Genomic DNA, 23,732 nt, shown 5'->3' with positions numbered 1-23,732 from the left:
TTGTGAATTCCGTCCGATGTGATGTGGTGGCGTCGGGGTGCCGAGCGCCGGGAGGCGAGTCGCGGCTGGAACGCGCAAGGGGCGAGCCGAAGCCCGCCCCTTGCGTCCTGTGCCTGCTCGGCCGAGGAGGTCGACCCTGACTACTGGGCGGCCGCCACGATGTTGACGACCTTGCGGCCGCCCTTGCTGCCGAACTCGACCGCGCCGGCCGAGAGGGCGAACAGCGTGTCGTCGCCGCCGCGTCCGACGTTCGCGCCGGGGTGGAAGTGGGTTCCGCGCTGGCGGACGATGATCTCGCCCGCGCTCACGACCTGACCGCCGAAGCGCTTGACGCCGAGACGCTGCGCGTTCGAGTCGCGACCGTTGCGAGTGGAGCTCGCGCCCTTCTTGTGTGCCATTTCTCATCTCCTCGAGACCGGGGGGCCGCAGCCCCGTGCTGGTGTCCTGCGGGCGATGGCTCGCTCCGCAGGTCAGCTCTTGTGCCTGGACGGCACGGTGTGCCTGACGGCGGGGTTACTTGATGCCTGTGACCTTGACGCGCGTGAGGTCCTGACGGTGCCCCTGGCGCTTCTTGTAGCCGGTCTTGTTCTTGAACTTCTGGATGATGATCTTCGGACCGCGGAGATCCTCGAGCACCTCGGCCGTGACCGAGACGCTCGCGAGGGCCGCTGCGTCGGAGGTGATCGACTCACCGTCGACGAGGAGCACGGCAGGAAGCTGCACGGTGCTGCCCTTGCCGGCCTTGATGCGGTCCATCGTCACGATGGTGCCGATCTCGACCTTCTCCTGCCGACCGCCGGCGCGCACTACTGCGTAAACCACTTCTCGTACCTGTTTCTCGTCTGGACGGGCGCATGGGCCATCCGGGGGCTTGTATGGACGGGGCGGAGCCCCGGTCTTCCGATTCGTTCCCGTCTCCCACACGACACGAGGGAACCGGCACCGCGGCCCGTCCTCCCGGAGGAGACGAGCGACGACGGAAATCTGCGTGAGCACATGGATCGCGCCACACCAACGGTCAAGAGTACGGGATGCGGGGCCACCGGTCAAACGCGGCGGGATGGCCACGGGATGCCGGGAGGTCTTCGCACTCGCGAACGGACGACCCCGTCACGATAGTCGAGGAGGCGCGGCCGTGGTCTGCGGCGCGCCGCCTACGATCGACGGATGGCGATCCTCCTCGACGCGGCGCGCTGGCCGGCCCACGACACGCTCTGGGCGCACCTGGTGAGCGACACCTCGCTGGAGGAGCTGCACGCCTTCGCCCGTCGCGTCGGCCTCCCCGAGCGCAGTTTCGACCTCGATCACTACGACGTGCCCGAGGAGCGGCGTGCGGCGCTGATCGCGGCCGGGGCCGTTCCGGTCGGCGCTCGCGAGCTGGTGGAGCGACTCCGGGACAGCGGACTCCGGGTCAAGGGGCGGGACCGCGAGAGCGAGAGGGCCCGGCGCCGGCTCTCGCCGGGCGCCGGGCCCCACTGAACGCTCCGGGCTGATCGCTCCGGGCGTGCGCTACTGCTGCTCGGCGCGGCGCGGCGTCTGCTCGGGGATGACGGCGACGCCGGTCAGGGCGGCGGTCGTCACGCGACGGCTCTTCGCGCGCCCCTGACCCGGCTGCTTCGGCGCCGGAAGGGCGTCGAGCACTGAGTCGAGCAGGTGCTCGGCGACCTCGCTCGGCACCCGACGCTCGACGGGCGCAGCGGGCGTGAGAGGGATGTCGAGGATGGGGACGGCGGCGGGCTCGACCGGCGTCGGCGCGGCCTCCTCCTCGGCGGGGGCGTCGGTCGCCTCGGCACGCGGCTCGCGGTCGCGTCCTCGCCGACGGCGCTCACCGCGGGCGGGGCGGTCACCTCGCCGGCTCGAGGGCTCGCGCTCGGCGCGCGGCGCCCCCTCGGACTCGTCGGCAGAGGGTGCAGACGGTTCGGCCGTCGCGGTCTCGTCCGTGAGCGACTCGGCCGCGTCGTCGACGAGTGCCACCGCCTCCTCCGCGACCTGCCGGACGGCCGGCGGGTGGATGGTGCTCGCGGCGATCTGGGCGAGCGCGTTCTTGGCGTCGTCCGTGATCGCGTGCGTGCTGACCGACTTGACGCCTCCGGAGCCGTTCTGCCCGTTCGAGCGGCTGGACCCGCCGGACGGAGCCTGGTCGCCGGACGCGGGCTTGCCGCGGCGGCGCTCCTGCTGCGGCGCCGCGGTCGAGCGGTGCTTGAGCACGGGGTCGTGGTGGACGATCACGCCGCGGCCGGCGCAGACCTCGCAGTTCTCGCTGAAGGTCTCGAGGAGGCCGAGGCCCAGCTTCTTGCGGGTCATCTGCACCAGACCGAGGGAGGTGACCTCGGCGACCTGGTGCTTCGTGCGGTCACGGCTCAGGCACTCCACGAGGCGGCGGAGCACGAGGTCGCGGTTGGACTCGAGGACCATGTCGATGAAGTCGACGACGATGATGCCGCCGATGTCGCGCAGACGCAGCTGCCGGACGATCTCCTCCGCGGCCTCGAGGTTGTTCTTGGTGACCGTCTCTTCGAGGTTGCCGCCCGAGCCGACGAACTTGCCGGTGTTGACGTCGACGACCGTCATCGCCTCGGTGCGGTCGATCACGAGCGACCCGCCGCTGGGCAGCCAGACCTTGCGCTCGAGGGCCTTCTCGATCTGCTCCGTGATGCGGAACGCGTCGAACGCGTCCTCCTCGCCGGCGTAGATCTCGACGCGCTCGAGCAGATCGGGGGCGACCTGGCTGAGGTAGAGCTCGATCGTCTCGCGGGCGTCGTCCCCGGCGATGACCATCTTCTCGAAGTCCTCGTTGAAGACGTCGCGGACGATCTTGATGAGCAGGTCGGGCTCGCTGTGCAGGAGCGCGGGAGCCTGCCCGGTCGCCGCCTTCTCGCTGAGCGCCGTCCACTGCGCGGTGAGGCGCTCGACGTCGACGGTGAGCTGCTCCTCGGTGGCGCCCTCGGCTGCCGTGCGCACGATGACGCCGACGTTCTCGGGGAGGACCTCCTTGAGGATCTTCTTGAGGCGCGCCCGCTCGGTGTCGGGGAGCTTGCGCGAGATGCCGTTCATGGAGCCGTTGGGTACGTAGACCAGGTAGCGGCCCGGGAGCGAGATCTGGCTCGTCAGGCGGGCGCCCTTGTGCCCGATCGGGTCCTTCGTGACCTGCACCAGGACGCGGTCGCCCGGCTTCAGCGCGAGCTCGATGCGGCGGGGGCCGCCGGCGTTGTTCGCCGCGTCCCAGTCGACCTCTCCGGAGTAGAGCACGGCGTTGCGACCGCGCCCGATGTCGACGAAGGCCGCCTCCATGCTCGGCAGGACGTTCTGCACCCGGCCGAGGTACACGTTCCCGATGAGGGACGCCTCCTGCGAGCGGGCGACGTAGTGCTCGGCGAGCACGCCGTCCTCGAGGACGCCGATGCGGATGCTGTCCTGCTTCGAGCGGACGACCATGACGCGGTCGACGGCCTCACGACGGGCGAGGAACTCGGACTCGGTGACGACCGTGCGGCGACGACCCGCATCGCGACCGTCGCGGCGGCGCTGCTTCTTGGCCTCGAGGCGGGTCGAGCCCTTGATCCGCTGGGGTTCGGTGATGAGCTCCGGCTCGCGGGGCTCCCTCTGCTCGCGGGGCTGGCGGACCCGGACGACGGTGTTCTCGGAGTCGTCCGCTCCGCTCCGATCACCCTCGCCGCTGCGGCGACGGGTCCGGCGGCGGACCGAGCCCTGCTCCTCCACCGGCGCGTCGCGCTCCTCGCGGACGCCCAGCGGCGCACCGCGGGGCGGGAGGGGCGCCAGCTCGACGTAGTCGGGGAGCTCGGGCGCCTGGAAGAGGAGGGACGTGCTCGGGAGGGCCGGCCTGCTCGGCCGCCCGTCCGCCTCCTGCGTCGCCAGCGGCGGCAGAGCGTTGAAGAACACGGCACCCGTCGACGTCGACGGCTCGTCGGCCGCCTCTGCGCCGGGAGTCCCCTGCTCGGTCTGGTCGGTCTCGTCGGTATCGATGATCGTTCCCCCTGTCGCTGGCGCGCTCGACTCGGTCCGCCGGGTCGCCCGACGGCCACCGAAGAGGCGGCTGATCTTCCTGGCCCCGCTGCGGGGCTCGTCGCGGTCCGGATCGGATCCGCTCGTGTTGTTCTCTTCCACCATTACTGGTGCACTCCTCGGCCGGGTCGTCCGCCGCGCCTTCTCACCCGGATGCTCTTGTCGTGCGAGCGGACCGCCTGGGGCCCGTCGCGAATCCTTCCGCTCCCCCGGTTCCGTCGCTCACGTGGCGCGGACTCTGGGTGCAGCTTCACTCTCGGAACTGACTATCCGACACGTGCCCCGCCGCGGTGCGACCTCGGTCGTCTCGCGGAGGAGCTCTGATCAGTCACGTCCATTCGCGGAACGCTGTCGATCTTCTGTGGCCCGGTGCTCGCCCGGTAAACCTTCTTCTCGTCGGAGCGGGATCTCCCTGACCGACGGAACCGATTATCGCACGCATTCCCAGAGCCGCCGATCCGGCGCATGCCATAATCCCCCGGTGTCCAGCGATCCCGCGGTGCCCAGCACCGCCACTCCCCCTCGCCCGACCGTGTTCGCGGTCCTGCTGATCGTGCTCGGAGCCGTGGGCTGGACCGCGGCGTTCGCGCTGACCATCGACAAGTTCACCGCCCTGACCGACCCGACGACGGGCCTCGGGTGCGACTTCAGCCTCCTCGTGCAGTGCAGCGCGAACCTGAACTCGCCGCAGGGCGCGGTCTTCGGCTTCCCCAACCCGCTCATCGGAGTCGCGGCCTGGATCGCGCCGATCGTGGTCGGCGCGGGTCTGCTCGCGGGGGCCCGCTTCGCCCGCTGGTTCTGGGCGCTGTTCACTCTCGGCTTCGTCTTCGCGCTCGGCTTCGTGATCTGGCTGATCGGCACGAGCCTGTTCGTGCTGGGTACCCTCTGCCCCTGGTGCATGCTCACGTGGGCAGTCGTGATCCCGAGTTTCTGGCTGGTGACGCTGCGCACGCTCCGCGACGGCCTGTTCCCGGTGCCCGCAGCGGTCCGCCGCGCGGCCGGAGCCGCCTACGGCTGGATCCCCTTCATCACGCTCGTCTGCTACCTCGCGATCGCCGTGCTGGCGCAGGTCCGCCTGGACGTGCTGTCGTACCTGTGATCCTGTGCACCGCGGCGATCCGCGGTGCCGCGGCCGGCTTCCCGGCGTGGCCGCGCTCCGTCGTGCGTCCTGCGTGCGCCGACAGGACCGCGCGGGAGGCGCTCTCCCGCACATGCCTCGGGCGTGGCCGGTGGCCTCGGAGCCGAGCGCCCGGCTGAAGCGGTCGACTGTCCAGAAGTTGTCGTACTCGGCACACGAGTGCGACAACTTCTGAGGTCTCGGTCGCTCTGCGACCGGACCAGCGCCTCGATGACGCGCGGAGCACCGACGGGTGCGCGCGACTCCGGCCACGAGAGTCCAGAAGTTGTCGTAGTCGCCACTCGAGTACGACAACTCCTGGACACTCGACCCAGAGAACGGCCGCGGTCAGTTCTCCGCCCATGTGTCACTCTCCAGAGTCGGTGACCAAGTCGGAGGCGTATCCGGGAAAGCGCGTCCGAGCGCTTTCCCGTCGCCGCACGCAGGACGCTCTCGGGAGGGCTACCGCCTCGGAAAGACGACCGCGGCGCCGCGGATCACCGCGGCGCGAAGAGGAACGGCGTATCCGGGAAAGCGCGTTGGAGCGCTTTCCCGTCGCCGCAGGCAGGACGCTCTCTGGAGCGCTACCGCCTCGGAAAGACGACCGCGGCGCCGCGGATCACCGCGGCGCGAACGAGCTCAGGCGAACCAGAGTGAGAGCTCGCGCTCCGCGGATTCCACACTGTCGCTCCCGTGCACGAGGTTCTGCTGGACCTTCAGGCCCCAGTCGCGGCCGAGGTCGCCGCGGATGGTGCCAGGGGCCGCGGTGGTGGGGTCGGTGGTGCCGGCGAGGGAGCGGAAGCCCTCGATGACGCGGTCTCCCGCGATGCGGAGGGCGACGATGGGTCCGCTTTCCATGAACTCCACGAGGGGCTCGTAGAACGGCTTGCCCTCGTGCTCGGCGTAGTGGGCGGCGAGCAGCTCGCGGTCGGCCTCGACGAGCTTGATGTCGACGAGCGAGTAGCCCTTCGCCTCGATGCGGCGGAGGATCTCGCCGGTGAGGTTGCGGGCGACGCCGTCGGGCTTGACGAGGACGAGGGTCTCCTGGATGGCCATGGTTCAGCGGTCTCCTTCGATGGGGTCGGTGGTCCCGGCCGCCGGTGGGCGGCCCTGGGCGTCGAGTCGGGCGCCGGTCACCATGCAGTACGCCCACAGCGCGACGAACGCCGCGCCGATGAGGAACATGATCGGGACGAGCAGGCCCGTGGCCACGATAACGAACTGGAGGACCCAGCCGATCCGGAATCCGATCGGCCGGTTCAGCAGGCCGAGCGTCGCGACGAGGGCGAGGCAGAGGACGGCGCCGCCCACGAGCACGACGACCGGGTCGGCGGTCTTCAGGCCGAAGGCGACGAGGGTCGCCAGGAACACGATGACCGTCTCGAAACCGAGCACGATCGAGCCGAGGCTCTCGCGGACCGTCCTGCTGCGCCGCGGTCGCCCCGCCCTCACGAACCGAGCCAGTTCTCGTCGCGGGAGACGGTCAGGGTGGTCCCGACCAGGGTGATCGATCCGGTGACGATCAGCGCGCCCTTGTCGGTGCGCGCGGCGAGGAGCCGGCCTGCCGTCAGCGCTGCGTGCGGGTCGTCGGCGACGTGCACCGCCTCCTCCGGGAACACCGTGCGGGCCAGGGCGGCGAGATCGGCCGAGGGGAGCGCCCGGGCGCTCGGCGCCGTCGTGATGATCAGCTCGTCGACGACGGGCCGGAGCTCGCGGAGGATCCCCTCGGCGTCCTTCTCGGCGAGCACTCCGAGAACGGCGGTGACGCGGTCGAAGTCGAAGTAGCGGCCCAGAGCGGCGGCGAGGGACGCCGCGCCGTGCGGGTTGTGGGCGGCGTCGACGATCGTGCGCGGCGACAGGCCGACCAGCTGCAGGCGGCCGGGCGAGGTGGCGGAGGCGAAGCCCTCGTCGAGGACGTCGCCGGTGAGCTGCTGGGTGCCTCCACCCAGGAACGTCTCGACGGCGGCGACCGCCACGGCCGCGTTCTCGGCCTGGTGATCACCGAAGAACGGCAGCAGCAGCTGCTCGTAGGAGGTGACGAGTCCCCGCACCGAGACGAGCTGTCCGCCGACGGCGACGGTGGTCGAGGAGACGTCGAAGTCGGCGCCCTCGAAGACGATCGTCGACTCGGTCGCGGACGCGGCGTTCCGCAGCACCGCCTCGGCCTCGGCGGTCTGCTTGGCCGAGACCACGGACGCCAGCGGCTTCACGATCCCCGACTTGGTCCGCGCGATCTCCTCGATCGTGGAGCCGAGCCGGTCGGTGTGGTCGAGGGCGATCGGAGTGAAGACGGCGACCTGCGCGTCGGCCACGTTCGTCGAGTCCCACTCGCCGCCCATCCCCACCTCGACGACCGCCACGTCGACGGGAGCGTCGGCGAAGGCGGCGTAGGCGAGCACGGTGATCGCCTCGAAGAACGAGAGCGGAGTCTCGCCCTGCTCCGCGAGCTCGGCGTCGGTCATCCGGATGTAGGGCTCGACGTCCTGCCAGTTCGCGACGAGGCTCTCGTCGGAGATGGGCTCGCCGTCGATCACGATGCGCTCGTTGAAGCGCTCGAGGTGCGGACTCGTGAACAGGCCCACCCGCAGACCGTGCGCGCGCAGGAGGCTCTCGATCATGCGGCTGGTCGACGTCTTGCCGTTGGTGCCCGCGATCTGGATCACCGGGTAGGCCCGCTGCGGGTCGCCGAGGATCTCGACGGCGCGCCGCGTGGGGGCGAGGCGGGGGCGGATGCTCGCCTCGCCGAGACGCTCCAGGAGCGTCGCGTAGACGGCGTCGGCAGCGCGCCGATCGCCTCCGTCGTCGAAGAGATCAGACATCGGCTCCCTCGACCTTCTCGATGCGGATGATGGCGGTGCCGGCGGGGCCGAAGGTCACTGCTCCCTCGCCGCCCTCGAGGGGGACCGTGAGCGGGGCGAAGGCGAAGCCGGTCGCGAGAGTCTCGTCGGCGATCCACACGGCGTGCGGTTCGAGCGCGGCGAGGCTCGGCTCGTCGAGCACGATCTCGAGGACGATGCGGTCGCTCACCTCGAGGCCGGCCGCCTTGCGGGCGTCCTGGACCGCGCGGACGAGGTCGCGGGCGAGTCCCTCGGCCTCGAGCTCGGGGGTCGTCGCCGTGTCGAGCAGCACGAAGCCCCCGCGCGGGAGCAGCGCGATGGCGCGGTCGTCGGCACCGGAGCCCGAGACCTCGAGGGTCAGCTCGTACTCGCCCTCGACGAGCTCGACGCCACCGGCGGTGACCACGCCGTCGGATTCGCTCCAGTCGCCCGCCTTGGCCGCCCTGATGACGGTTTGGACGCCGCGGCCCAGGCGCGGGCCGGCGGCGCGAGCGTTGACCGAGAGCCGCGAGGTGACGCCGTAGTCGGCGGCGCTGGAGTCGACCAGCGGGACCAGTGCCACCTCCTTCACGTTCAGCTCATCGCGGAGGATCGCCTCGAACGGGGCGAGCTCGTCCGCCTCCGCCACGACCACCGTCAGGCGGGCGAGCGGCAGCCGGACGCGCAGCCCCGCCTGCTTGCGCAGCGAGAGCGCCGTCGACGAGATGGCGCGCACCGCGTCCATCGCGTGTACCAGCTCCTCGTCGACGGGGAACTCGGACGCGTCGGGCCAGTCGGCCAGGTGGACGCTCCGACCGCCCGTGAGGCCCTGCCAGATCTCCTCCGAGATCAGCGGGAGCAGCGGTGCCGCGACCCGGCAGACGGTCTCGAGGACCGTGTACAGCGTGTCGAACGCCTCGGAGCCGCGGCCCTCGTCGTCGACGCCCTGCCAGAAGCGGTCACGCGAGCGGCGGACGTACCAGTTGGTGAGCACGTCGGCGAAGTCGCGCAGCGCGGCGGCCGCGAGCGTGGAGTCGAGCGCCTCGAGGTGCCCGGTGACCGTCTCGACGAGGTCGTGCGTCTTCGCGAGCAGGTAGCGGTCGAGGACGTCCTCGGAGTCGGTGCGCCGAGCCGCGCTGTAGCCGCCCGACCCGGAGGCGTTGGCGTAGAGCGAGAAGAAGTACCACGTGTTCCACAGCGGCAGCAGCACCTGGCGGACGCCCTCGCGGATGCCCTCCTCGGTCACCACGAGGTTGCCGCCGCGCAGCACCGGGCTCGACATCAGGAACCAGCGCATCGCGTCGGAGCCGTCGCGGTCGAACACCTCGGCGACGTCGGGGTAGTTGCGCAGCGACTTCGACATCTTCTGGCCGTCGTTGCCGAGGACGATGCCGTGGCTGACCACGTTGCGGAACGCCGGCCGGTCGAAGAGCGCGGTCGAGAGCACGTGGAGCGTGTAGAACCAGCCCCGCGTCTGCCCGATGTACTCGACGATGAAGTCGGCCGGGTTGTGGGTGTCGAACCAGTCCGCGTTCTCGAACGGGTAGTGCACCTGCGCGAACGGCATGGACCCCGAGTCGAACCAGACGTCGAGCACGTCGGTGATGCGGCGCATCGTCGAGCGGCCGGTCGGGTCGTCGGGATTGGGCCGCGTGAGCTCGTCGATGAAGGGGCGGTGCAGATCCTCCGGACGAACGCCGAAGTCGCGCTCGAGCTCGTCGAGCGAGCCGTAGACGTCGATGCGCGTGTACTCGGGGTCGTCGCTCTTCCAGACCGGGATGGGCGAGCCGAAGTAGCGGTTCCGGCTGATCGACCAGTCGCGGGCACCCGAGAGCCACTTGCCGAACTGGCCGTCCTTCACGTTGCCCGGCACCCAGGTGATCTCCTGGTTGAGCTCCTCCATCCGGTCGCGGATCGCGGTGACGCGGACGAACCAGCTCGAGACGGCCTTGTAGATCAGCGGATTGCGGCAGCGCCAGCAGTGCGGGTAGGAGTGCTCGTAGCTCGCCTGGCGCAGCAGCCGGTGCTCGGCGCGCAGCAGCTGGGTGAGCGGCTTGTTGGCCTCGAAGACCTGGAGGCCCGCGACCTCCTCGATCTGCGGGAGGAACCGGCCGCCGTCGTCGACGGAGATGATGACGGGGATCCCCGCCGCCTCGCACACCTTCTGGTCGTCCTCGCCGTAGGCGGGCGCCTGGTGCACGATGCCCGTGCCCTCGCTGGTCGTCACGTAGTCGGCGACGAGGATGCGCCACGCGTTCTGCGTGCCCCAGACCTCGGTGTCGGCGTAGTGGTCCCAGAGGCGGTCGTAGCTGATGCCCTCGAGCTCGCGGCCGCGATGGGTGCGCGAGACGGCGGCGAGCGCCTCCCGGGTGTCGGCGTAGCCGAGATCCTTCGCGTAGGCGCCGACCTGGTCGATGGCGACCAGGTACTCGGCGGCGAGCTCGCGCTCCTCCGGCTCGCCCTTGCCGTCGGCGGCGCCGTTCGGGCCGGCCGGCACGACGGCGTACTCGATGTCGGGACCGACAGCGAGGGCGAGGTTGGTCGGCAGGGTCCACGGGGTCGTGGTCCAGGCGAGCGCGCGCACGGCGGTGAGTCCGAGCGCCTCGGCGGTCTCGCCGACGAGCGGGAAGGTCACGGTGACCGTCTGGTCCTGACGCATCTTGTAGACGTCGTCGTCCATCCGCAGCTCGTGGTTCGAGAGCGGGGTCTGGTCGCGCCAGCAGTAGGGCAGGACGCGGTAGCCCTCGTAGGCGAGGCCCTTGTCGTAGAGCTGCTTGAACGCCCAGATCACCGACTCCATGAAGGAGGGGTCGAGCGTCTTGTAGTCGTCGTCGAAGTCGACCCAGCGCGCCTGACGGGTGACGTAGTCCTGCCACTCCCCCGTGTAGCGCAGCACCGACTCCTTCGCCGCGGCGTTGAACGCGGCGATGCCCATCTCCTCGATCTGGGACTTGTCGGTGATGCCGAGCTGCCGCTCCGCCTCGAGCTCGGCGGGGAGCCCGTGGGTGTCCCAGCCGAAGCGGCGGTGCACCTGCTTGCCGCGCATGGTCTCGAAGCGCGGGAAGACGTCCTTGGCGTAGCCGGTGAGCAGGTGCCCGTAGTGCGGCAGGCCGTTGGCGAACGGCGGGCCGTCGTAGAAGACCCACTCGGGAGCTCCCTCGCGGGCGCGGATCGACTCCTGGAAGGTGTCGTCGGCCTTCCAGTAGGCGAGGACGCCCTCCTCGATCTTGGGGAAGCGCGGCGAGGCGCTCACCCCGCGGCCGAAGGCGGAGTCGCCGGCGTCGCGGCGGGCGGGCGGGGTCAACGGATAGCTCACGTGCGTTCTCCTGGCAATGATGCTGGTCTGCACGAGGACGGCCCGCCCGGATCTCTCAGCCCGGGCCGGGTCGCGGTACCACCTCGCTTGGTCCGCTCAGCACAGGCTGCGGCGTTCCCACTCGATCGGCTGTCACGGGCCGTACCCGTCCGGTTCTACTGGGCCTCGGCCGGAGCCGGAGCCGTTCTTCCGGAGACTCGCCGGTGATGGCCGGGTCGATGTCGTCCAGCCGATATCCTAGCGCGTCGGCGGAGGCGGGGCAGGAGCGGTCATGGCGCGAGCGGCAGCACGGGGACGGCCCCGCGCCTCCTCGAGATCCATGCTCGAGGACGCGGCGCTCGACCTCTTCGTCGAGCAGAGCTACGCCGGCACGACGGTCGAGCAGATCGCCCAGCGGGCTGGGGTCTCGCGCAACACCTTCTTCAACTACTTCGAGTCCAAGAGCGACGTCTTCTGGGTCCTCGTCGACGACCGCCTCGCCGAGCTCCCGGGGGCGCTCGCGGCGGCCGATCCCGCGCTTCCCGTGATGGAGGCGCTCCGCGGGGCGCTGCTGGCGGTCGGCGCGGGGTTCGGTCCGTCGACCGTGCCCTGGGCGCTGACCCAGTCGGAGCTGATCGGCAGCGTGCACGAGCTGCAGGCGTCCGCCCTGTCGCGCCTGGTCCGGCAGGCCGCGGTGGTCGCGGCGTTCGTCGAGCGGCGGTCCGCGCATCCGCTCCCCTCCCACCTCACGCGGGCGGTCGCCTACGCGAGCGTCGGGGCCGCTGTCGCCGCCGTGCAGGCCTGGGCGTCCGCGGGGCCGACCCGGGGAGAGCTCGTGCCCTATCTCGACGAGGCGCTCGCTCCGGTCTGCAGCGGCTTCGCGCCGGTGGTCGGCTGACGGTCGGCTCGATCAGCAGGGGAGGCGCCGCTCGACACGCAGCGGCTGTCGAGCAGTCGCGGGAGACGGCGTCTCGAGACCCACCCCGCCCGGACACCGTCCGCGCCCGCGCCCCGTAGAATCGATGCGGCCCGAGAGAGATCCGCTCCAGAGCCCCCATCCAGGCATCATCACCACCGACACGGTGCCGCCCATATCGAACCGGAGAACCATGACCGTCGCCGCGCACCTCCCCGCCAAGCCCGCCCTCGAGGGTCTCGAGAGCAAGTGGGGCCTCGTCTGGAAGACCGACGGCACCTACCGGTTCGATCGCACCGGGCTCACGCGCCAGGACGTCTACTCGATCGACACCCCGCCCCCGACCGCCTCGGGGTCGCTGCACATCGGCCACGTCTTCTCGTACACGCACACCGACGTGGTCGCCCGGTTCCAGCGGATGCGCGGCCGGAGCGTCTTCTACCCGATGGGCTGGGACGACAACGGCCTGCCGACCGAGCGCCGGGTGCAGAACTACTACGGGGTGCGCTGCGACCCGACGCTGCCCTACGAGGCCGGATTCACGCCTCCCTTCGAGGGCGGCGACAACAAGAGCAGCAAGGCCGCCGACCAGAAGCCGATCTCGCGCCGCAACTTCATCGAGCTGTGCGAGCGGCTGACCGTCGAGGACGAGAAGCAGTTCGAGGACCTGTGGCGCACACTCGGCCTCTCAGTCGACTGGTCGCAGAGCTACCGCACCATCGGCGAGGAGTCGCAGGCCGCCTCCCAGCGTGCGTTCCTGCGGAACCTCGCCCGCGGCGAGGCGTACCAGGCGCAGGCGCCGACACTCTGGGACATCACGTTCCGCACCGCGGTCGCGCAGGCCGAGCTCGAGGACAAGGAGCAGCCCGGCGCCTACCACCGCATCGCGTTCCACCGCGACGGAGCCGACGACGTCTTCATCGAGACCACGCGCCCCGAGCTCCTCCCCGCCTGCGTCGCGCTCGTCGCGCACCCCGACGACGAGCGCTACCAGCCGCTGTTCGGAACCACGGTGCGCACCCCGCTCTTCGACGTCGAGGTGCCGGTGCTCGCGCACCACCTCGCGCAGAAGGACAAGGGCTCGGGGATCGCGATGATCTGCACGTTCGGCGACGTGACCGACGTCGTCTGGTGGCGCGAGCTCGACCTCCCGAACCGCGCGATCATCGGCTTCGACGGCCGCATCGTCTCGGAGGCCCCCGCCGCGATCACCAGCGACTCCGGCCGCGCGGCGTACGAGCAGCTCGCGGGCAAGACCGTGTTCTCGGCGAAGCAGGCCGTCGTCGCGCTGCTCCAGGAGTCGGGCGAGATGGTCGGCGAGGCGCGTCCGATCACGCACCCCGTCAAGTTCTTCGAGAAGGGCGACAAGCCCCTCGAGATCGTGTCGACCCGGCAGTGGTACATCACCAACGGCGCCCGCGACGCGGCGCTCAAGGAGCGCCTGCTCGAGCTGGGCCGCGACGTGCGGTTCGTGCCCGAGTTCATGCGTGTCCGCTACGAGAACTGGGTGAACGGCCTCTCGGGTGACTGGCTGATCTCGCGCCAGCGCTTCTTCGGCGTGCCTATCCCCGTCTGGTACCCGCTGGACGGCGACGGCAACCCCGTCTTCGACGAGCCGCTGGTCCCCGACGAGTCGGCGCTGCCGGTCGACCCCTCCTCCGATGCGGCACCCGGCTACTCCGAGGACCAGCGCGGAGTCCCCGGCGGCTTCCAGGGCGAGCTCGACGTCATGGACACCTGGGCGACCTCGTCGCTCACCCCGCAGCTCGCGGGCGGCTGGGAGCGCGACGACGAACTGTGGAAGCTTGTCGCGCCCTACGACCTGCGCCCGCAGGGTCAGGACATCATCCGCACCTGGCTCTTCTCGACCCTGCTGCGCTCGCAGCTCGAGGACGGCCGCGCTCCCTGGGGGAACGCGACGGTCTCGGGCTTCATCGTCGACCCCGACCGCAAGAAGATGTCGAAGTCGAAGGGCAACGTCGTGACTCCCGCCGGGATGCTCGAGCAGCACGGCTCGGACGCAGTCCGCTACTGGGCCGCCTCCTCGCGCCTGGGCACCGACGCGGCGTTCGACCCGCAGAACCCGACGCAGATCAAGATCGGGCGCCGCCTGGCGATCAAGGTCCTCAACGCGGCGAAGTTCATCCACGGCTTCCCTCTGCCCGAGGGCGCGCAGGTCACCGATCCTCTCGATCTGAGCATGCTCGCCACCCTCGACGCGGTCGTGGCCGAGGCGACGACTGCTCTCGAGAACTACGACCACGCCCGTGCGCTCGAGAACACCGAGGCGTTCTTCTGGACCTTCTGCGACGACTACCTCGAGCTCGTCAAGGAGCGCGCCTACGGCGAGGACGGCGCCTCCGCGGCCGCCGCGCTGCACCTGGCGCTCGACACGCTCCAGCGGCTCTTCGCCCCGTTCATCCCGTTCGCGACGGAGGAGACCTGGTCGTGGTCGCACGACGGCTCGGTGCACGTGCAGCCGTGGCCGGTGGCGAGCGGGCTGGGAGGCGACGCGACCGTTCTCAGCGCGGCCAGCGCGGTGCTCACGGCGATCCGCCGCGCGAAGACCGATGCGAAGGCCTCGCAGAAGACCCCGGTGCGCTCGGCCGTCGTGACGGCCCCCGCCGAGGCCGTCGCGCCGCTGCGGCTCGCGGCGGGCGACCTCGCGGCCGTCGGCCGCATCGCCTCCCTCGACGTGGTCGAGGGGGCGGCGCTGGCCGTCGCGATCGAGCTCGAGACCGAGAGCTAGAACCGGAGGCGGGCCGCGACGACACCGCGCGGCCCGCCCTGACCAGAGGAGCCCCTCATGCAACTCGGAACACGCTGGCCTCTCGGCCAGCAGCCGCCGCAGACCCTGCCCGAGATCGTCGTGACCGCCGTCCGCGACGTCGAGGAGGAGCTGGTCTCCTCCGGGACCGACACCGCCCAGTGGCGCTGGCAGCTGACCTGGCTCGAGGGCAGGCCGGTCGTCGAGCTCGACGACGGCACCACCATCACCTACCGTCCCGACGAGGATGCGGCGTACATCACGCAGCCGCAGGGCCGCGTCGAGGGTGAGGACGACGACGACTGGGGCTGACGGCGGCAGGGCCGCCGTCGCCCCTAGGCTCGCAGGATGAGCGCCTCCGATCCCGTCGCCGTCCTGCTCGAGCCGAGCACTCTTCCGCACGGACTGCCCGACTTCGCGGCGGTCGACCCGAACGCCTACCGCGGCGCCTTCACGGAGGCGCTGCGCCGGCACCGCGCCGAGGTCGAGGCGATCGCCGGCTCGCCCGACGAGCCCACCATCGAGAACACCCTCGTCGCGCTGGAGAGATCGGGCCGCGCCCTCCGCCGGGTCAGCGCCGTCTTCTTCACCGTCGCCGCCTCCGATCGCACCGAGCTGACCGACGCGCTCGAGGAGGAGCTCGCCCCGCTCCTCTCGGCGCACGACGACGCCATCACCCTCGATCCGCGTCTCGTGCGGCGCCTCCGCAGGCTCGCCGACACGGCGGCGGCGCTCGACCTCGGCGCCGAGACCGCCTACCTCCTCGAGCGCGTCCTCTCGCGCTTCGAGCGCGCTGGTGCCCTGCTCGACGACGACGGGAAGGCGCGTCTGAGCTCGCTCAACGAACAGCTCTCGACCCTGACGACCCGGTTCGAGAAGAACCTCCTCGCCGAGACCAACGAGCGCGCGGTCCTGCTCGAGTCGGCCGCCGACCTCGACGGCCTCGACGCGTCGGAGATCGCCGCCGCCGCCCGCGCCGCCGAGGATCGGGGCGCCGACGGCTACCTCGTCACCCTCCCCCTCTACTCCGGGCACCCCTGGCTCGCACGTCTGCGCGACAGAGCCGTCCGCGAGCGCATCCTGCGCGCCTCCGTCGGTCGCGCGGCGGAGGGAGGACCGCACGACAACCGCGGAGACCTCCAGCGGATCGCCGCTCTGCGGGCCGAGCGGGCGCGACTGCTCGGCTTCGCGTCCCACGCCGAGCTCGTCGTCTCGGGGCAGACCGCGGGCTCGCCCGAGCGCGTCCGCTCGCTCCTCGAGGAGCTCGCCGTCCCGGCGTCGCGCAACGTGCGGGCCGAGCTCGAGCGCTCGCAGGAGCTCGCCGACGCCGAGCAGGACGCGGCCGGCGGGCCGCGCTTCGCGCTCGAGGCCTGGGACCGCGCGTTCTACGAGGAGCGCGTGCGTGCCGCGAGCTACGCCGTCGACTCCAGTGCCCTGCGCCCCTACTTCGAACTCGAGCGGGTGCTGCGCGACGGCGTGTTCGCTGCTGCCGCCGGTCTCTACGGAGTCCGCTTCGAGGAGCGGAGCGACCTCGTCGGGTACAGCGCGCACGTCCGCGTCTTCGAGGTGCTCGAGGAGGACGGCTCCGCCCTCGGCCTCTTCCTCTTCGACCCCTTCACTCGCGATTCAAAGCGCGGAGGCGCATGGATGAACTCGCTCGCGACGCGGACCACCCTTCTCGGCGACTCCGCCGTCGTCGTCAACAACCTGAACCTCTCGGACCCCGGTCCGGGGGAGCACGCGCTCCTCAGCCTCGACGAGGTCGAGACGCTCTTCCACGAGTTCGGCCATGCGCTGCACGGCCTCTTCGCGACGACGCACTACCCCCGCTTCGGCGGGACGAGCGTCTTCCGCGACTTCGTCGAGTTCCCGAGCCAGGTGAACGAGATGTGGGTGCGCTGGCCGTCGCTCCTGCCCGAGTACGCCCGCCACGTCGAGACCGGCGAGGCGCTCCCGGCCGAGATCATCGAGCAGCTGGAGGCCGCGGCACTCTGGGGCGAGGGCTTCGCGACGAGCGAGTACCTCGCCTCCGCCCTGCTCGACCTCGCCTGGCACGAGCTGCCGGCGCCGGTCGAGGAGCGCGACGTCGCCGAGTTCGAGACCCGGGTGCTCGGCGAGGTCGGTCTGCTCCTCCCGGCCGTCCCGCCGCGGTACCGGAGCAGCTACTTCGCCCATGTCTTCTCCGGCGGCTACTCGGCGGGCTACTACTCCTACATCTGGAGCGAGATCCTCGACGCGGACACCGTCGAGTGGTTCGCCGAGAACGGCGGGCTCGATCGCGCCGCGGGCGAGCGCTTCCGCAGGATGATCCTCGGGATCGGCGGCTCCCGCGATCCCCTGGCGGCGTACCGCGAGTTCCGCGGGCGGGAGGCGCGCACCGAACCGCTCCTGCGTCGTCGCGGCCTCGTCTGAGGCGGCCGGGCTCAGACTCGAGCCGCGCGGCGCGGCAGCAGCCACGCGAGGAGGACGAGGCCGACCACCAGGCCCCAGAAGGCCGAGCCGATCCCCGCGATCGAGGTCCCGGAGGCGGTGACCAGCAGGGTCGCCGCGGCCGGGAGGCGCAGCCGGACGTCCTCGACCGCCGCCTGGACGGCCGAGACGAAGACCCCGAGGAGCGCGAGTCCCGCGACGGCCTCGATCAGCAGGGGGCTGGCAGAGGAGACCAGCGCGGTCGCCGCGCCCGCGACCCCTCCGAGCACCAGGTAGGACGCGCCGGCGCTCACCGAGGCGATCCACCGTCGCTCCCGGAGCGGTGACGCCTCCGGACCGGCGGTGAGCGCCGCGCTGAGCGCCGCCAGATTCACCGGCACTCCCCCGAAGACCGCCGCGACGCCCGAGAACGCTCCCGACGAGACGATGGCCGGCCGGGAGTGGGACTCGTAGCCGAAGCTCGAGAGGACGGCGATGCCCGGGATGTTCTGCCCGGCCATCGTGACCACGTAGAGCGGCAGGCCGATCCCCACGACCGCGCCGAACTCGAACACCGGAGGGACGAATTGCAGCGTCGGCAGCAGCGGCGCACCGGCGAGGGCTGCTCCGTCGGTCACCAGGAGCAGGACGACGGCCAGCGCGATGGCCGCCGGGACCGCCCAGCGCGGGAGCAGACGCAGGAGGATCAGCCAGAGCAGGATCACCGGCAGGGCGAGCATCGGGATCTCGACCGCCGCCGTCACCGGGGCGAGCACGAGCGGGAAGAGGATCCCCGCGAGCATGGCGTTCGCGATCGGGCGCGGGATGCGTGCGACCAATCGGCCGAGCGCCGGCCACAGGCCCGTGACGACGAGCAGGGCGGACGCGACCAGGAACGCGCCGACGGCGCGGTCGAATCCGCCGGGCAGCGTCGCCGTCGCGGCCAGGAGGGCTGCCCCGGGCGTGCTCCAGGCGAAGGTCAACGGCACCCGGTAGCGGACGCTGAGCACGATGCAGAGCACGCCCTGGAGCACGCAGACCGCGAGAAGACCCGACGCGGCCTGCTCGTCGGTGGCACCGACGGCCACGACACCGGCCAGGACGATCGCGAACGAGCTCGAGAAGCCCGTCAGCGCGGCGACGATCCCGGCGAGGAGCGGCTGGACGATCACGAGGCCTCCGGTCGCTGCTTCCGCTCGGATCACCCGGCGGGCGCCCCTCCGGGGGCGCTCAGCCAGAGTAGGGAACGGGGACTGCGCCCTCCGACGATCGAACGGGCCAATCCGACCCGATTGGCGGATCGGTCAACGGCACCGGCCCGATCGGGTCAGGCGCTCTTCTCCTGGCGTCGGGGGGCGTGCGGGACGATCGTCGGTGCCGCGTTGTCGAGAACGGCCGCACGGGTGACGACCACTCTCGCGACCTCGTCGGAGGACGGGACCTCGAACATGATCGGCCCGAGGACCTCCTCGAGGATGGCGCGGAGTCCGCGGGCACCGGTCTGGCGAAGAACGGCGAGATCGGCGATCGCCTCGAGGGCACCGCGGTCGAACTCGAGCTCGACGCCGTCGATCTCGAACATCCGCTGGTACTGCTTCACGAGCGCGTTGCGCGGCTCGGTCAGGATCTGCATGAGGGCGTGCTGGTCGAGCTGGGTCACCGTCGTCACGACCGGGAGCCGGCCGATGAACTCCGGGATCAGGCCGAACTTGTGCAGGTCCTCGGGGAGCACCTCGCTGAAGATGTTGATCTCGTCGTCCTTGTTGTGCAGAGGAGCGCCGAAGCCGATGCCCCGCTTGCCCGCCCGCGACGAGATGATGTCCTCGAGCCCGGCGAACGCTCCGGCGACGATGAACAGCACGTTCGTGGTGTCGATCTGGATGAACTCCTGGTGAGGGTGCTTGCGACCGCCCTGCGGCGGAACCGAGGCGACCGTTCCCTCCAGGATCTTCAGCAGCGCCTGCTGCACGCCCTCGCCCGACACATCCCTCGTGATCGAGGGGTTCTCGGCCTTGCGGGCGATCTTGTCGACCTCGTCGATGTAGATGATGCCGGTCTCGGCGCGCTTGACGTCGTAGTCGGCGGCCTGGATGAGCTTCAGGAGGATGTTCTCGACGTCCTCGCCGACGTAGCCCGCCTCGGTGAGGGCCGTCGCGTCGGCGACCGCGAACGGCACGTTCAGCCGCTTGGCGAGGGTCTGCGCGAGGTAGGTCTTGCCGCACCCCGTCGGGCCGATCAGCAGGATGTTGCTCTTGGCGATCTCGACCTCGTCGTGGATCGCATCGGCGGCCGTGATGGTGTTGCGGGCCCTGACCCGCTTGTAGTGGTTGTAGACCGCGACCGCGAGCGACTTCTTCGCCGCCTCCTGGCCGATGACGTACTCCTCGAGGAAGCCGAAGATCTCCTTCGGCTTCGGGAGGTCGAACTCGTGGCTCGTCTCCTCGCTCGACTCGGAGAGGCGCTCCTCGATGATCTCGTTGCAGAGCTCGACGCACTCGTCGCAGATGTAGACGCCGGGCCCGGCGATGAGCTGCTGGACCTGCTTTTGGCTCTTGCCGCAGAACGAGCACTTCAGCAGGTCGGCGCTTTCGCCAATACGTGCCACGGGAATGCCCCACTTCCTTGTCGTGCGTCGGTGTCGTCGTGCCTCGGCGTGCGTCGGGGCCCGCGGGCTCCGGCAGAGACGCCGCGGGTCCCCGGGACCTCGGATCTCTGGGTCGAGCCTAGCCGCTGAGCCGCGGGGGCTCGGCAGGCGGGCCGGATTCCCCCGTCTTCGCTCGTGCGGCGAAGGATCGCCGCTGTCCCGCGGCTCGTGTCCACGGCCGGTGCCGCGGACACGGAAGGGCCGGGAGGCGGATCACTCCGCCTCCCGGCCCTTCCTGATCGTCGACTACGCCGTGAGAGCGGGGAGGCTCTTGCGGCTGGTCAGGATCTGGTCGATCAGACCGTACTCGAGCGCGTCGTCCGCGCCGAGGATCTTGTCGCGGTCGATGTCCTTCTTGACCTGCTCCGGAGTGCGGTTCGAGTGGTGGGACAGCGTCTCCTCGAGCCACTCGCGCATGCGCATGATCTCCGCCGCCTGGATCTCGATGTCCGAGGCCTGGCCTCCGCCCTGCTGCACGGCGGGCTGGTGGATGAGGATGCGCGCGTTCGGGAGCGCGAGGCGCTTGCCCGGGGTGCCCGCAGCCGTCAGCACCGCTGCGGCCGAGGCCGCCTGACCCAGCACGACCGTCTGGATGTGCGGGCGGATGTACTGCATCGTGTCGTAGATCGCCGTCATCGCGGTGAAGGATCCACCGGGCGAGTTGATGTACATCACGATGTCGCGGTCCGGGTCCTGGCTCTCGAGCACGAGGAGCTGCGCCATGATGTCGTCGGCCGACGCGTCGTCGACCTGGACGCCGAGGAAGATGATGCGGTCCTCGAACAGCTTGGCGTAGGGGTCCTGGCGCTTGTAGCCGTAGGCGGTGCGCTCCTCGAACGTGGGGAGGATGTAGCGCGAGGAGGGAGCGGCTCCGGAGCCGAAGGCCGTCCCGCCGAAGGTGGGTGTGTTCATTGTCAGTTCCTGATCTCTCGGCGCGTCTGTGTCATCCGTCGGTGTGGGGGTCAGTCGTCGATGGCGGTTCCGCCGCCGCCGGCCACGTCGGTCGCGGAGGCTCGGATGTGGTCGACGAAGCCGTAGGCGAGCGCCTCCTCGGCGCTGAACCAGCGGTCGCGGTCGCCGTCCTCGTTGACCTGCTCGACGGTCTTGCCGGTCGCCTTGGCGGTGATCTCGGCGAGGCGCTTCTTCATGTCGAGGATGAGCTGCGCCTGGGTCTGGATGTCGGACGCGGTTCCGCCGAAGCCGCCGTGCGGCTGGTGGAGCAGCACCCGGGCGTTCGGGGTGATGTAGCGCTTGCCCTGGGTCCCCGCGGTGAGCAGGAGCTGACCCATCGAGGCCGCCATGCCGATGCCGACCGTCACGATGTCGTTCGGGACGAACTGCATGGTGTCGTAGATCGCCATGCCCGCGGTGATGGAGCCGCCGGGCGAGTTGATGTAGAGGAAGATGTCCTTCTCGGCGTCCTCGGCCGCGAGCAGCAGCAGCTTCGCCGCGATCTCGTTCGCGTTCTCGTCGCGCACCTCAGAGCCGAGCCAGATGATCCGGTCCTTCAGCAGGCGGTCGAAAACACTGTTGGGCATAACCATGTCGGCCATGTGTCGCTCCGTTTCAGTTGTCGCTTCGGAGGCGAATCTATCGGACGGTGCCGACGCGACCCGGCCGTGTTCGCCGGGGGCGGAGCGGGAGGGGCCGGTGTTCGCCCGGGGCGGATCCGCGGCGGTGCCGCGACGCAGAGGAGCCGCCCCCGACGGATCGGGGGCGGCTCCTGTGCGTGCGGTCGGTCGCCTACTCGGCTGCCGGCGTCTCGGCGGCGTCGGCCTTCTTCTTGGCGGGCGCGCGCTTCTTCTTCGGAGCGGGCGCGGCCTCCTCCTCGACGGGGGCGTCGACCTCGGCCGCGGGCGCTGCCTCGACCTCGTCGGTCGCGACCTCGTCCGCCTCGACCTCGACGGTCGCGGCGTCGTCGTCGGTGGCCTCGTCCTCGCCGGGGACGGCGGTGAAGTCGGTCAGGTCGACCGGGTTGCCCTCGGTGTCGACGACCGTGGCCTTGCCGAGGACGATCGCGAGCGCCTTGTTGCGGGCGACCTCGCCGACCATCTGGCCGATCTGGTTGTTCTCGGACAGGATCTTGATGAACTCGTTCGGCTCCATGCCGTACTGCGCCGCACCCTGGATGAGGTACTGCGTGAGCTCGTCCTGGCTGACCTGGACCCCCTCCTGCTCGACGACGTGGTCGAGGAGGATCTGGGTCTTGAAGGTCTTCTCGCTAGCCTCGGTCACCTCGGCGCGGTGCTCGTCGTCCTCGAGGCGGTTCTCGCCCTCGAGGTGGCGGTGCACCTCGTCCTCGACGAGCGACGCCGGCACGGGGACCTCGACGAGCTCGAGGAGCGCCTCGACGAGCTTCTCGCGCGCCTGTCCGCCCTGGCCGAAGGTCTTCTGCTGCGCCGCCTGCTCCTTGAGCGACTCGCGCAGCTCGGCGATGGTGTCGAACTCGCTCGCGATCTGGGCGAAGTCGTCGTCGGCCTCGGGGAGCTCGCGCTCCTTGACGGCCGTCAGCGTGACCGCGATCTCGGCCTGCTCGCCGGCGTGGTCGCCTCCGAGCAGCGGAGCGGTGAAGGTCGTGCTCTCGCCCGCGGTGAGCGAGTCGAGCGCCTCGTCGATGCCCTCGATGAGCTCGCCGGAGCCGAGCTCGTAGGAGATGGCGTTGGCGGTGTCGACCTCGACGCCGTCGATCGTCGCGATGAGGTCGATCTGGGCGAAGTCGCCCGTGGTCGCGGGGCGGTCGACCGTGACGAGCGTCCCGAAGCGGCTGCGCAGGCGGTCGAGCTCGGCGTCGACGTCGGCGTCGGTGACCTCGGCGGCGTCCACCGTCAGCTCGATGCCCTCGTAGTCGGGGACGGTGATCTCGGGGCGCACATCGACCTCGATGGCGAGCTCGAGGTCTCCGGTGAAGTCCTTGTCGCTCGGCCACGCGACGATGTCCGCCTGGGGGCGGCCGAGGGGGCGCACCTCGCTCTCGCGGACGGCCTCGCGGTAGAAGCCGTCGAGGCCCTCGTTGACCGCGTGCTCGAGCACGGCGGCCTTGCCGACCCGCTGGTCGACGATGGCGGGCGGGACCTTGCCCTTGCGGAAGCCGGGGACGTTGATCTGCTCGGCGATGTGGCCGTAGGCGTGCTTGATGCTGGGGCCGAGCTCGTCCGGGGTGACCGAAATCGCGAGCTTCACGCGGGTTGGGCTGAGCTGTTCTACCGTGGTCTTCACGTGAGGGGATCTCCTGTGCTGGTTGGTGTCGGCGCCGTGTGACCGGTCGTCACGGGTCGAGGTCGTCACGATGAGTACTCGTGGTCGGGGCGACAGGATTCGAACCTGCGACCTCCCGCTCCCAAAGCGGGCGCTCTAGCCAAGCTGAGCTACGCCCCGGATGCCCGGGCCGGTGGACCGTGCCGTGAGGACTCTCGTCGAGCCCTTCCCGCACGTCCGCTCGCGCGACACGCCGAAATGGCCTTCGCAAGTGTACTGCACGGCGGCTCGAGCGTCCGGAACGCCTCCCCGGGGACGCGCGGAGGCAGGCGTCGACCGTGGCGCCCGGCATGTACTACGCTGACGTGGTGCTCGACGGTGGTCTCCCGCCGGCGGGCGGCGAAGCGCAGTACCGGTCCTCCGGACGCTGCGATTCGGGGCTGTAGCTTAGTGGTAAAGCCTCTGTCTTCCAAACAGATGATGCGAGTTCGATTCTCGTCAGCCCCTCCGTTGCTCGTTCACTCGTGAGACCCTCGCGTTCCTGAGGCCC

At 70.7% G+C, this 23,732-nt stretch carries 18 protein-coding genes and 2 tRNA genes; 7 read left to right on the top strand and 13 right to left on the bottom strand.

Annotated features, from left to right (window positions below):
- Positions 1 to 140 precede the first annotated feature (140 nt).
- Positions 141 to 398, bottom strand: coding sequence for a 50S ribosomal protein L27 (rpmA, locus tag B9Y99_RS06955; protein WP_085475781.1), 258 nt, complete (start codon positions 396 to 398; stop codon positions 141 to 143).
- A 115-nt stretch (positions 399 to 513) separates the two neighbouring features.
- Positions 514 to 822, bottom strand: a complete 309-nt coding sequence (gene rplU, locus B9Y99_RS06950; RefSeq protein WP_085475780.1) for a 50S ribosomal protein L21 — start codon at positions 820 to 822, stop codon at positions 514 to 516.
- A 345-nt stretch (positions 823 to 1,167) separates the two neighbouring features.
- On the opposite strand from rplU, the gene B9Y99_RS06945 reads away from it, so the two are divergent.
- On the top strand, positions 1,168 to 1,479 hold the full coding sequence (locus B9Y99_RS06945) for a DUF4031 domain-containing protein (RefSeq protein ID WP_085475779.1): 312 nt from the start codon (positions 1,168 to 1,170) through the stop codon (positions 1,477 to 1,479).
- A 30-nt stretch (positions 1,480 to 1,509) separates the two neighbouring features.
- Here B9Y99_RS06945 and B9Y99_RS06940 read toward each other — a convergent pair whose 3' ends face one another.
- Entirely contained in the window at positions 1,510 to 4,128 is a 2,619-nt protein-coding gene (locus B9Y99_RS06940) for an Rne/Rng family ribonuclease (RefSeq protein ID WP_085475778.1), read from the bottom strand.
- Positions 4,129 to 4,504: 376 nt separating this feature from the next.
- Here B9Y99_RS06940 and B9Y99_RS06935 point away from each other — a divergent pair, with 376 nt between their 5' ends.
- Complete coding sequence (locus B9Y99_RS06935; protein WP_244274790.1) at positions 4,505 to 5,122, top strand: vitamin K epoxide reductase family protein; 618 nt, start codon at positions 4,505 to 4,507, stop codon at positions 5,120 to 5,122.
- A gap of 657 nt (positions 5,123 to 5,779) precedes the next feature.
- Here B9Y99_RS06935 and ndk read toward each other — a convergent pair.
- Genes ndk through ileS form a run of 4 tightly spaced genes read right to left on the bottom strand, consistent with a single transcriptional unit; the run spans position 5,780 to position 11,260 of the window.
- Positions 5,780 to 6,196, bottom strand: a complete 417-nt coding sequence (gene ndk / locus B9Y99_RS06930) for a nucleoside-diphosphate kinase (RefSeq protein ID WP_085475777.1) — start codon at positions 6,194 to 6,196, stop codon at positions 5,780 to 5,782.
- Between the two features lie 3 nt (positions 6,197 to 6,199).
- Complete coding sequence (locus B9Y99_RS06925; RefSeq protein ID WP_244274789.1) at positions 6,200 to 6,592, bottom strand: DUF4233 domain-containing protein; 393 nt, start codon at positions 6,590 to 6,592, stop codon at positions 6,200 to 6,202.
- Positions 6,589 to 7,959, bottom strand: coding sequence for a bifunctional folylpolyglutamate synthase/dihydrofolate synthase (locus B9Y99_RS06920; RefSeq protein WP_085475775.1), 1,371 nt, complete (start codon positions 7,957 to 7,959; stop codon positions 6,589 to 6,591). The genes B9Y99_RS06925 and B9Y99_RS06920 overlap by 4 nt, the downstream gene beginning before the upstream one ends.
- A complete protein-coding gene (ileS, locus tag B9Y99_RS06915; protein WP_129587972.1) occupies positions 7,952 to 11,260 on the bottom strand; it encodes an isoleucine--tRNA ligase in 3,309 nt (1,102 codons plus the stop codon). The genes B9Y99_RS06920 and ileS overlap by 8 nt, the downstream gene beginning before the upstream one ends.
- 283 nt (positions 11,261 to 11,543) lie before the next feature.
- On the opposite strand from ileS, the gene B9Y99_RS06910 reads away from it, so the two are divergent.
- The 4 genes from B9Y99_RS06910 (at position 11,544) to B9Y99_RS06895 (ending at position 17,346) form a co-directional block, all read left to right on the top strand.
- On the top strand, positions 11,544 to 12,149 hold the full coding sequence (locus tag B9Y99_RS06910; RefSeq protein WP_085475773.1) for a TetR/AcrR family transcriptional regulator: 606 nt from the start codon (positions 11,544 to 11,546) through the stop codon (positions 12,147 to 12,149).
- Between the two features lie 211 nt (positions 12,150 to 12,360).
- Positions 12,361 to 14,916, top strand: coding sequence for a valine--tRNA ligase (gene valS / locus B9Y99_RS06905; protein WP_085475772.1), 2,556 nt, complete (start codon positions 12,361 to 12,363; stop codon positions 14,914 to 14,916).
- Between the two features lie 57 nt (positions 14,917 to 14,973).
- Positions 14,974 to 15,246 carry a hypothetical protein gene (locus tag B9Y99_RS06900; RefSeq protein WP_085475771.1) on the top strand — a complete coding sequence of 91 codons (273 nt, stop codon included), beginning with the start codon at positions 14,974 to 14,976 and terminating at the stop codon, positions 15,244 to 15,246.
- A 36-nt stretch (positions 15,247 to 15,282) separates the two neighbouring features.
- Positions 15,283 to 17,346 (top strand): M3 family metallopeptidase, encoded by a 2,064-nt coding sequence (locus B9Y99_RS06895; protein ID WP_085475770.1) that lies wholly within the window; start codon positions 15,283 to 15,285, stop codon positions 17,344 to 17,346.
- A gap of 11 nt (positions 17,347 to 17,357) precedes the next feature.
- On the opposite strand, the gene B9Y99_RS06890 is transcribed toward B9Y99_RS06895, so the two are convergent.
- The 6 genes from B9Y99_RS06890 to B9Y99_RS06865 form a co-directional block, all read right to left on the bottom strand.
- Positions 17,358 to 18,515, bottom strand: coding sequence for a benzoate/H(+) symporter BenE family transporter (locus B9Y99_RS06890; RefSeq protein WP_342097146.1), 1,158 nt, complete (start codon positions 18,513 to 18,515; stop codon positions 17,358 to 17,360).
- A gap of 155 nt (positions 18,516 to 18,670) precedes the next feature.
- Entirely contained in the window at positions 18,671 to 19,948 is a 1,278-nt protein-coding gene (clpX, locus tag B9Y99_RS06885) for an ATP-dependent Clp protease ATP-binding subunit ClpX (RefSeq protein ID WP_085475769.1), read from the bottom strand.
- Between the two features lie 285 nt (positions 19,949 to 20,233).
- On the bottom strand, positions 20,234 to 20,899 hold the full coding sequence (locus B9Y99_RS06880) for an ATP-dependent Clp protease proteolytic subunit (RefSeq protein WP_085475768.1): 666 nt from the start codon (positions 20,897 to 20,899) through the stop codon (positions 20,234 to 20,236).
- 50 nt (positions 20,900 to 20,949) lie between these two features.
- Positions 20,950 to 21,678 (bottom strand): ATP-dependent Clp protease proteolytic subunit, encoded by a 729-nt coding sequence (locus B9Y99_RS06875; RefSeq protein WP_280158010.1) that lies wholly within the window; start codon positions 21,676 to 21,678, stop codon positions 20,950 to 20,952.
- Between the two features lie 52 nt (positions 21,679 to 21,730).
- Positions 21,731 to 23,203 (bottom strand): trigger factor, encoded by a 1,473-nt coding sequence (gene tig / locus B9Y99_RS06870; protein ID WP_085475766.1) that lies wholly within the window; start codon positions 23,201 to 23,203, stop codon positions 21,731 to 21,733.
- Positions 23,204 to 23,284: 81 nt separating this feature from the next.
- Positions 23,285 to 23,362: transfer RNA gene (locus B9Y99_RS06865), tRNA-Pro, on the bottom strand.
- A 256-nt stretch (positions 23,363 to 23,618) separates the two neighbouring features.
- Between B9Y99_RS06865 and B9Y99_RS06860 the strand changes: the two genes are divergently transcribed.
- Positions 23,619 to 23,689, top strand: a tRNA-Gly gene (locus B9Y99_RS06860).
- Positions 23,690 to 23,732 lie beyond the last annotated feature (43 nt).

Source organism: Rathayibacter oskolensis, from assembly GCF_900177245.1.
In the GTDB taxonomy this organism is placed as follows: domain Bacteria; phylum Actinomycetota; class Actinomycetes; order Actinomycetales; family Microbacteriaceae; genus Rathayibacter; species Rathayibacter oskolensis.
Note: the sequence above shows the minus strand (reverse complement) of the source record. Positions and strands in the feature narration are given on the sequence as shown.